Source organism: Streptomyces sp. NPDC029139, from assembly GCF_055564335.1.
The window spans coordinates 344685-354221 of record NZ_JBVHWN010000007.1 but is presented as its reverse complement, the minus strand read 5'-3'; the positions used below and the strand labels follow the sequence as shown (position 1 = coordinate 354221).

Genomic DNA, 9537 nt, shown 5'->3' with positions numbered 1-9537 from the left:
GCCGGACGAACTCCCACTCGGCATCGGACAGTTCATGGCGACGAATCACACCACTATGATCCACCAGCGATGATCATTTGAAGACACTGCCTAGGGGCCGGACCGACCCCTTCGGGGGAACACCGGCCCCCTTTCGGGCGAGTCAGGTCGTCCCGCGCGGGGCCTCAGTCGTCGAGGACCGAGAGGTCCTGCCGGGCCGCGGGGACCTGGACCGTGCCCCGGTCGTCCGCCAGGGTCTGGACGGTGAACATGGAAACGCCGTTCTGCGGGACCGCCAGGGTGCGTCCGGCGTGGACAGGGCCGCCCGAGACAGGTTCCACCGTCAGCGCGTAGGAGCCCTTCAGGCCGGCGGGGACCAGCTCGGTCACCTTCATCGTCGTGCCCGCCTTGACGGTGAGGGTCTTGGAGACCGGTGTGCCGCCCTCCGTACCCGCCGAGGCGGTGACCTTGACCTGGGCCGAGGCGCCCGGGGCGGTGAGCGTGAGGGTCGACCCGGAGGCGCGGTTGTCGGTGACGGTGGCGCGGGCGGTGATCGCGGCGGTCGCCGGGACGAAGGCGATCTCCTGCTTGTCGCCCTTGCCGCGTACGACGCGCAGCGCGGCCACGAAGGGGGTGGTCTTCTTCGGGTCCGACGGGGTGAGCAGCAGGGCGCCGGCCTCGCCGCGGGTGAGGTCCGGCAGCTCGACGGCGGCGGTCATGCCCGACTTCACGTGCAGGGACTGCGCGCTCGCGGGGACGATGGTGCCGTTCTCGCCGACCAGCTGGATCTTCAGCTCCGCGTCGTCCTCGCCCGGTGCGTACGCCACGAGGCGCACCGAGGTCGCGTCGGCCGGGATGCCGGGCAGCACGGCCGTGCCGGCCGGGTCGGCGGAGGCGGACAGCCAGTCGCTGCCGAGCTTGTCGTCGGCGGACCCGATGACCGCGCCGACGCGTCCGCTGCGGGTCGTCACATGGACGGTCACATCGGCCGCGGGTGCCTCGCCGGTGAGCGTGGAGAGCAGGACGGGGACGCTGGAGCGGGCCGGGACGGGGATGCCCTCGGTCAGCTGCGACTTGAGCGCGCCCTCGGGGCCGTACAGCTCGATGTCGGCGACGGCGGCGGAGTCGTCGGGGTTGGTGAGGTGGACGTAGTCCTGGCGCTCCTTGGCCGTGGAGGCGGCCGGGAACCAGAAGTCCGTGTCGGGGGCGGAGCAGGTGACGCCGAGCAGTCCGCGCGCACCGCCCGCCGGGACCACGGTCGTCTGCTGGACCGTCCAGCCGGGGGCGAGGGCGCCGGTCGCCGCGCCGGTCAGGGCGGGTGCGGCGCCGCCGTTCGCCTCGGCGGAGACGGGCTTGCCCGGTTCGGTGACGGTCGCCGGGGCCTTGGCGGCCGCGGACTTCTTCGCCGGCGTGCCGCCGGGGATGGCGGCGAGGGGGGCGGCCTTCAGCTCGGCCTTGGCCGCGGTGTCGGCCTTGCCCGCCGCGGACTTTCCGCCCGGGGTGTACGAGGTGTAGTCCGTCTCGGCCACCTCGGACGTGCTCGGCGCCGGACACAGCAGGCTGGAGCGCTCCACGGGCATCGGCTCCGCCGCGATCGTCGCGACCGGGACGCTGCCGTCGGGCGCGGTCAGGGCGGCGACGCCGGTGACGGCGGCGAGGGCGGTGACGACCGCGATCAGGGAGAGGGTGGTGCGCTTCACTGGTTGCTGCTCCCGTCGGGACGCTGCTCGGTCTCGTAGCCGTAGGCGTACGGGTCGTACTGCTGCTGCTCCTCGTACGGCTGCTGCGGCGGCGGCTGCTGCCCCTCGTACGGCTGCTGCTGCTCGTACCCCTGCTGGTCGTACCCCTGCTGCTGATACGGGTCGTACTGCTGGGCGTACCCCTGCTGCCCGTACTGCTGCTGGTCGTACTGCTGCTGGTACGGCTGTTCGTAGCCCTGCTGGTAGGGATCGGCGGCGTACTCCGTGTACTGCTGCGGATATCCCTGCTGGGCGTACTGCTCCTGGGCCTGCTGGGGCTGCTGCTGCCAGTCCTCGGCGGCGTACGACTGCTGCTCGGGGACGGCGGCGGGCTCGGGGGCCCGCTGCTCCTCCGGCGCGGCCCCGGTCGCGGCAGCGGCTTCCGCCTCCGCCTCCGCCGCGGCGCGCAGGCGGCGGGCCCGTCGCCCGTCGCCCTCCATCGCCTGGGCGGGGATCGCGATCTCCTCCTCGGGCAGGTCGTCGTCGATCTCGCGACGGCGCCCCGGCAGGGCGAGGACGAGCAGGACGACGGCGAGGCCGACCTGGGTCCAGATCCACAGGGTGTGGGTGAGCGGCTGGTCGTACGTGAGGTCGAGGCGGCCGCCCGCGGCCGGCAGCTCGAAGCCCTGGGCCCAGCCGTCGACGGTGGTCTTCTTCAGCTCCTTGCCGTCGAGGGTGGCCGTCCAGCCCTCGGCGGCGCGGTCGGCGATGCGCAGCACACGGCCCGCGGGGCCGGCCGGGACCGTGGTGTGCGCCTCGACGGGCCCGGCTGCGACGGTGACCGGCCTGACCGTCCCGTCGGCGGGCTTGGCCCCGGGGAGGACGATCGTGGCGCGGGCGACCTCGCGGTCGACGCGCCACAGCGCGCTGCCGTCGAGCTGGCTGAGCCGGCTGAGGCCGGGGGTGGCGTCGAGGACGCGGCTCATCTGGCGCGGCGCTCCGTCCCGTACGAGGACGTAGCGGATCGCGAACCCGCTGAGCTCCTCGGTCTGGTCGGCGCCGGAGCCGGCCACCAGGTGGGCCACGACCTTGTCCAGGCCCGTGTCGCTGCCGGCGGCCTCGGCCAGTTCGGCGTCTCCGAGGCGGGCGCCGGAGCCGCGCACCAGGGTGTACGCGACCTCGTCGGGCGAGGTGCCGCCGAGGACGAGGGTGCGGGGCTGGTCGCGGGTGTCGCTCTCCTCGGCGACGAACGCCGGGACCTGGACCGGGTCGCGCCGGGTCAGCGGGCCGTCGGCGCCGCCGATCATCCAGGTGGCGGCGGCCACGACCGGGCCGAGCGCGGCGGCGAGGGCGATGAGCGCGGCGACGGGCTGACGCCAGCCGAATCCGTGCGCGGCGACGCGGGTGCGTCCGCCCTCGGCGCCGATCATGCCGGCGGCGAGGAGGGCCGCGCCGTGGACGAGGGTGGCGGGGCCGGCCCAGCCGGTGCCGCCGGCGCCGTTGGAGAGCACGGCGAAGAGGAGTCCGGCGAGGGCGGCGGCCCAGGCCGCTCGGACGGCGAACTGGCGCTCCTCGCGCAGCAGCGCGGCCAGGGCGGCGAGCACGATGCCGATGAGGAGGAGGCCGCCGGTGGTGCCCGGGCCGCCGGGACTGGTCCCGAGCAGGTCGAGGGCGGAGGCCGTGCCCGTACGGATGTCCAGGCCGGCCTCGCGCAGGAAGGCGGAGGGGCTGGTCAGCAGGGAGAGCGACCAGGGGGCCAGGACGAGGAGCGGGGTGCCGACGGCGGCGAGGAAGCGCAGTCCGTACGCCGTGATGTCGCCGCGGCGCAGAACGAGCACCCCGATGCCGAGGACGACGGCGAGCGGCCAGACGATCGGCGTGAACGCCATCGCGAAGGTCAGCAGGAAGGTGTACGCCCAGGTGGCGCGCCAGCTGCCGCGGTTCTGCGCCGGTCCTGCACCGGTCGGCTCGGCGCCGCTGCCGGTCGGCCCGTGCGCGGTCAGTCCGTGGGCGGCGACGGCGGCGCGGGCGATGAGCGGGAGCAGGATCGCGAGGACGGCGGTGCCGAGGCGTCCGGCGGCGAGCGCTCCGGTGGCGGCGGGCAGGAAGGCGTAGGCGATGGCGCCCCAGGCACGCAGTAGCCGGGACTCGACGATCGGGCGGGCGGCGAAGTAGGCGGTGAAGCCGGCCAGCGGGACCGAGCAGACGAGCAGCACGGTGAGCGCGAAGGAGGTGGAGCCGAGGAAGAGCGCGGAGAGCCCGGCGAGGACGGCGAGATAGGGCGGCGCGGTCTGGGTGCCGCCGGTGCCGAGGGCGTGCCAGCTGTCCGCGTACCGCGCCCACAGCTCGGAGACCGAGTCGGGGGCGGGCAGCAGGGCGCCGCCGGCGAGTGAGCCGCCGCCGAAGAGGCCGCGGCAGGCCACCAGGGAGACGAGCAGGAGCAGGGCGAAGAGGACCGGTCCCGGCTTGCCGGCGATCTTCTTCAGCCGGGCGAACTGCTCGACCTCCAGGAAGTCGGCGTCGTCACCGCCCGGTCCGGACTCGACGACGCCGTGGCGGGAGCCACCGGAATCGGCGTCGGAGCCGCCGAAGTCGGCGACGACCTGTTCGACGGCGGCGCGGACGGTGGCGCCGGGCGGCGGGAAGAGCGGGCGCAGTTCGCTCGCGGCGACGGCGGGGTTCTTGCGGCGCTTGCGTGCGGCGAGGATCTTCTCGGGGCGCAGGAGGGTCGCGAAGAGGCCCATGACCTCGTCGACGGCCTGGCCGGGGACCTTGCCGACGAGGTAGGCGAGGGTGCGCAGCAGGGTGCCGAGGACGAGCCGGATCAGTACGTAGGGCAGGGTGGCGCCGCGAGTGTTGGCGAGCAGGGTGTAGACGGCGCCGGCCTTGTCGACGCGGTGCGGGCTGGCGACGGAGCGGCCCGCGCAGTCGACGGTGCGCCGTTCGCGGGCGGAGGCCTCGGCGTGGCGCAGGACGGCGCCGGGGGCGACGAGGACGCGGTGGCCGGCGGAGTGGACGCGCCAGCACAGGTCGACGTCGTCGCGCATCAGCGGCAGGCGGCGGTCGAAGCCGCCGAGCTCCTCGAAGACGTCGCGGCGGATGAGCATGCCGGCGCTGGAGACGGAGAGGACGGAGCGGACCTGGTCGTGCTGGCCCTGGTCCTGTTCGCGGCGGTCGAGGCCAGTCCAGCGGCGGCCGCTGCGGGCGATGGAGACGCCGGTCTCGAGCAGCTGCTTGCGGTCGTACCAGCCGCGGAGCTTGGGTCCGACGACGGCGGCGTACGTGTCCGAGTCGGCGACGCGCAGGAGTTCGGCGAGGGCGTCCGGTTCGGGCGCGCAGTCGTCGTGGAGCAGCCAGAGCCACTGCACGGGCTCGCCGTGCGGAAGTTCGGGCAGGTCGTAGGCGTCGTCGCTCCAGGTCCTGCTGACCGGGTCCCAGCCGCTGGGGCGCTTCAGATAGGTGAGTTCCTCGGGTCCGAGCACGGGGGCGGTGCGGGCGGCCTCCTCGACGGCGGCACCGAATCCGGTGCGGCGGGCGAGGTGCAGGACGCGGTCGGCGCCGATCGCGGAGGTCAGCAGCTGCGCGGAGTCGTCGGCGCTGCCGGTGTCGGCGGCCACGACGTTCTGCACGGGGCGTTCCTGGGCGAGCAGCCCGGCGAGGGCGTCCGGCAGCCAGCGGGCGCCGTCGTGGGCGACGAGCACGGCGGTGACGACGTGTCGCGGGAACTCAGGAGTTGAGGACATCGAGGTACGGGCCCTCCGGCCGGGGGTCGCCCGCGGGGGGCGTGGGTACGTCTCGGACGGGGCCCCACACTAACGGCAGACAAGGAGGGGTTGGCGCCCAGCGCCTCGATGAGGGGTGGTGGTGGCCGGGCGACGGGAAGGCAAACGGTCCGCCGCCTGTGGACAATGCACAGGGTGCGGACCGTTCTTCGTGTTCGGGTGTGCGCGGTGTGGCGGGCGGGCGCGGATCGCGGCGCCGGTCAGACCGCGGCCTTCTTCAGGCGGCGGCGTTCCCGCTCCGACAGGCCGCCCCAGATGCCGAATCTCTCGTCGTTCTGCAGGGCGTACTCGAGGCATTCGGAGCGGACCTCGCAGGCGAGGCAGACCTTCTTGGCCTCGCGGGTCGAGCCGCCCTTCTCGGGGAAGAAGGACTCGGGATCGGTCTGGGCGCAGAGAGCGCGCTCCTGCCAGCCGAGTTCCTCGTCCGCGTCCTCGACCAGCAGTTCCTGGAACAACTCGGTCATGTGCGCCCCTCGTCTGTCTTTACGTCCCCGTGATGTTGCCGTTACCGATTTCGGCCGAACGACACGAGTGAAATTACAAGTTTGTGCTCTGCGCGAGTCAAGCCGGAATCTGCTATTGGGTCCGGTATTCACTCTGCGGAACCAAGGCTATGCGGAAAGTGTTCAAATCACCAAAAACGAGACACATGCCACCGACTTGGCCGCACCGCTCCCTCGGGAAGAGAGACGCCCGAGACGTGGATCTTGTTGCGATCCAGCCATGGAAGCGATCCGGATCACAGTCCGATCACGGGACCTCGGTCGCGTTTACGGGCACGGATGTTGCGCCATCTCTCCCGCTCAGCGGCTGCACAAACCTTTCTCCGGGCTCCGTAACCGGATGAGGTGAAACATTGCCGCCAAAACGGGCATTGAGTTGACAGTCGGGTGGTTCTCCCGTCACCTTTGGTGCCATGCCAGCGATCTCAGCGCCCTCCGCGACCCACGCCCGTGGGTTCCGCCGCGCTGTCCAGGCACGCTGTTGCTGTTGTTGTTCCAGCTGTTGATGCCGTAGAGCTCCAGCTTCTTCATTTCTCCCGCGTCACCTCGCTCGCGTCGCCCCGTTGGCGACACCCGCTTTCCCCGTGAATCCCGCTTCATGCGACACCCCCCGCACCTGCACTCCCTGCTTCTGCCGAGGAACCCCGCACCCATGAACAGCGACAGCGACCTTCAGATCGCCGGCGACATCCTCGAGGTCCAGCACCTCCTGCAGCCCGCCCGCGAGCACCCCGCCACCGTGGCCGAGTTCGCCGGGCTCGCCCGCTCCATCGCCGCCGACCGCGCCCAGTGGGCCCCCCATGTCGAGTACGACGCCACCACCCGCTGGTACCACCGGCTGCGCACCGGCCCCGGCTACGAGGTCTGGCTGCTCTCCTGGGTGCCCGGGCAGGGCAGCGGGCTCCACGACCACGGCCCCTCCTCCGGCGTACTGACCGTCCTCCAGGGAGAGCTGACGGAGCGTACGGAGCGGGGCGCGCGGACGCTCACAGGGGGCGCGCAGCGAGTGTTCGCGCCGGGTTACGTCCACGAGGTCACCAACGACTCCCTCGAACCGGCGATCAGCCTGCACGTGTACTTCCCCGGCCTCACCGAGATGCCCATGCACGAATCGGTGCGGGCGCAGTGCGCCCCGGCCGCCCCCGGTGTCGTCTCCGCCTGACAGACTGATCCACATGCGCATTGTGGTTCTGGCCGGTGGCATCGGTGGTGCCCGCTTCCTTCGCGGCCTCAAGCAGGCCGCGCCCGACGCGGAGATCACGGTCGTCGGCAACACCGGTGACGACATCCATCTTTTCGGGCTGAAGGTCTGCCCGGACCTCGACACGGTGATGTACACCCTCGGCGGCGGCATCAACGAGGAGCAGGGCTGGGGCCGTGAGGACGAGTCCTTCACGGTGAAGGAGGAGCTCGCGGCGTACGGGGTGGGCCCCGAGTGGTTCGGTCTCGGGGACCGGGATTTCGCGACGCACATCGTCCGTACGCAGATGCTGGCCGCCGGATACCCCCTCAGCGCCGTCACCGAGGCGCTGTGCGCCCGCTGGCAGCCGGGCGTGCGCCTGCTGCCGATGTCGGACGACCGCGTGGAGACCCATGTCGCCATCGAGGTGGACGGGGAGTCCAGGGCGGTGCACTTCCAGGAGTATTGGGTGCGGCTGCGGGCGTCCGTGGACGCCCAGGCCGTCGTGGCGGTCGGCGCGGAGGCCGCGAAGCCGGCGCCCGGCGTACTGGAGGCGATCGCGGAAGCGGACGTCATCCTCTTCCCGCCGTCCAACCCCGTGGTGTCGGTCGGCACGATCCTGGCCGTGCCGGGCATCCGCGAGGCGATCGCCGAGGCGGACGTGCCGGTGGTCGGCCTCTCCCCCATCGTCGGCGACGCGCCCGTGCGCGGTATGGCCGACAAGGTGCTCGCGGCGGTGGGCGTGGAGTCCACGGCCTCGGCGGTGGCGCGGCACTACGGCTCCGGGCTGCTCGACGGCTGGCTGGTCGACACCGTCGACGCGGGCACGGTCGAGGACGTCGAGGCGGCGGGCATCCGCTGCCGGGCGGTGCCGCTGATGATGACGGACGTGGACGCGACGGCCACGATGGCGCGCGAGGCGCTGACGCTCGCGGAAGAGATCCGCGGATGACGACTCCTGCGGACGTCGGTGCTCCGGACGGCACGGCACCGGACCGTACGGGCCCGGAGGGCGGGACTCCGGACGGCACTGCACCGGACCGTACGGGCCCGGAGGGCGGGGCACCGGAGGGCGCGGGTCTCGAAGGCGGGGCTGCGGGCGGCGGGGCTCCGGGTTATCGGGTCTGGGCGCTCGGCGGACTGCCGGAGGTCAGGCCCGGGGACGATCTCGCCAAGCTCATCGCGTCCGTCTCCCCCGGCCTCCAGGACGGGGACGTCCTGCTCGTCACCTCCAAGATAGTGAGCAAGGCCGAGGGGCGGGTGATCGCCGCCGACGACCGGGAGGAGGCGATCGACGCCGAGACGGTACGGGTGGTGGCGCGGCGCGGCGCCCTGCGCATCGTCGAGAACCGGCAGGGTCTGGTCATGGCCGCGGCCGGGGTCGACGCCTCCAACACTCCCGCCGGCACGGTCCTGTTGCTGCCCGTCGACCCGGACGCCTCGGCCCGTGCCCTGCGGGACGGTCTGCGCGACGCCCTCGGCGTCGACGTCGGTGTCGTCGTCACGGACACCTTCGGGCGGCCCTGGCGCAGCGGCCTGACCGACGTGGCCATCGGCGCGGCCGGCGTACGCGTGCTCGACGACCTGCGCGGAGGCACGGACGCGTACGGCAATCCGCTCAGCGCGACCGTCGTCGCCACCGCCGACGAACTGGCCGCCGCGGGCGACCTGGTGAAGGGCAAGGCGAGCGGTCTTCCGGTGGCCGCCGTGCGCGGTCTGCCGCATCTGGTGGACGCCTCCGGCGGGGACGGCGCTCGGGCGCTGGTGCGCGGAGCCGCCGACGACATGTTCCGGCTCGGGACCTCGGAGGCCGTACGGGAGGCGGTGACTCTGCGGCGCACCGTACGGGAGTTCACCGACGAGCCGGTCGACCCGGGTGCGGTACGGCGTGCCGTCGCGGCGGCCGTCACGGCACCGGCGCCCCACCACACCACGCCGTGGCGCTTCGTTCTGCTGGAGTCACCGGAGTCGCGGCTGCGTCTGCTCGACGCGATGCGGGACGCGTGGATCGCGGACCTGCGCCGGGACGGCAAGTCGGAGGAGTCGATCGCGAAGCGGGTGCGGCGCGGCGACGTGCTGCGCAACGCGCCCTACCTGGTGGTGCCGTGCCTCGTGATGGACGGCTCGCACCACTACGGGGACGCGCGCCGCGACGCCGCCGAGCGGGAGATGTTCGTGGTGGCGGCGGGCGCGGGCGTGCAGAACTTCCTGGTGGCGCTGGCGGGTGAGCGGCTCGGCTCGGCGTGGGTGTCCTCGACGATGTTCTGCCGTGAGGTCGTACGCGAGGTGCTCGCGCTGCCGGAGGACTGGGACCCGATGGGCGCGGTGGCGGTCGGGCACGCGGCGGCACCGCCGAAGGACCGGCCGGAGCGGCAGGCGGGGCAGTTCATCCAGGTGCGGTGAGGCCCCTCCCG

6 protein-coding genes are annotated in these 9537 nt (G+C 73.0%); 3 read left to right on the top strand and 3 right to left on the bottom strand.

The window, feature by feature from the left end; translation table 11 throughout:
* Positions 1-164: 164 nt before the first annotated feature.
* The 3 genes from ACZ4VW_RS19195 to ACZ4VW_RS19185 all read right to left on the bottom strand — a co-directional run bounded on the left by ACZ4VW_RS19195 (position 165) and on the right by ACZ4VW_RS19185 (position 5904).
* Positions 165-1679, bottom strand: coding sequence for a DUF5719 family protein (locus ACZ4VW_RS19195; protein WP_467963785.1), 1515 nt, complete (start codon positions 1677-1679; stop codon positions 165-167).
* Positions 1676-5401: a glycosyltransferase gene (locus tag ACZ4VW_RS19190; protein ID WP_467963784.1), complete on the bottom strand. Its 3726-nt coding sequence runs from the start codon at positions 5399-5401 to the stop codon at positions 1676-1678. The genes ACZ4VW_RS19195 and ACZ4VW_RS19190 overlap by 4 nt, the downstream gene beginning before the upstream one ends.
* 239 nt (positions 5402-5640) lie before the next feature.
* Entirely contained in the window at positions 5641-5904 is a 264-nt protein-coding gene (locus ACZ4VW_RS19185; protein WP_015033978.1) for a WhiB family transcriptional regulator, read from the bottom strand.
* Between the two features lie 691 nt (positions 5905-6595).
* Here ACZ4VW_RS19185 and ACZ4VW_RS19180 point away from each other — a divergent pair.
* The 3 genes from ACZ4VW_RS19180 to ACZ4VW_RS19170 are packed head-to-tail and all read left to right on the top strand — an operon-like array spanning position 6596 to position 9526.
* On the top strand, positions 6596-7105 hold the full coding sequence (locus ACZ4VW_RS19180; protein WP_467963782.1) for a cysteine dioxygenase: 510 nt from the start codon (positions 6596-6598) through the stop codon (positions 7103-7105).
* A gap of 13 nt (positions 7106-7118) precedes the next feature.
* Positions 7119-8075, top strand: coding sequence for a 2-phospho-L-lactate transferase (gene cofD / locus ACZ4VW_RS19175; protein ID WP_467963780.1), 957 nt, complete (start codon positions 7119-7121; stop codon positions 8073-8075).
* Positions 8072-9526, top strand: a complete 1455-nt coding sequence (locus ACZ4VW_RS19170) for a coenzyme F420-0:L-glutamate ligase (protein ID WP_467963778.1) — start codon at positions 8072-8074, stop codon at positions 9524-9526. Before cofD ends, ACZ4VW_RS19170 begins: the two co-directional genes overlap by 4 nt.
* Positions 9527-9537 lie beyond the last annotated feature (11 nt).

Excerpts from the sequence above, each read along its gene's own strand:
- ACZ4VW_RS19170 (WP_467963778.1), top strand. The coding sequence starts at position 8,072 with ATGACGACTCCTGCGGACGTCGGTGCTCCGGACGGCACGGCACCGGAC.
- cofD (WP_467963780.1), top strand. The coding sequence starts at position 7,119 with ATGCGCATTGTGGTTCTGGCCGGTGGCATCGGTGGTGCCCGCTTCCTT.
- ACZ4VW_RS19190 (WP_467963784.1), bottom strand. The coding sequence starts at position 5,401 with ATGTCCTCAACTCCTGAGTTCCCGCGACACGTCGTCACCGCCGTGCTC.
- ACZ4VW_RS19180 (WP_467963782.1), top strand. The coding sequence starts at position 6,596 with ATGAACAGCGACAGCGACCTTCAGATCGCCGGCGACATCCTCGAGGTC.
- ACZ4VW_RS19185 (WP_015033978.1), bottom strand. The coding sequence starts at position 5,904 with ATGACCGAGTTGTTCCAGGAACTGCTGGTCGAGGACGCGGACGAGGAA.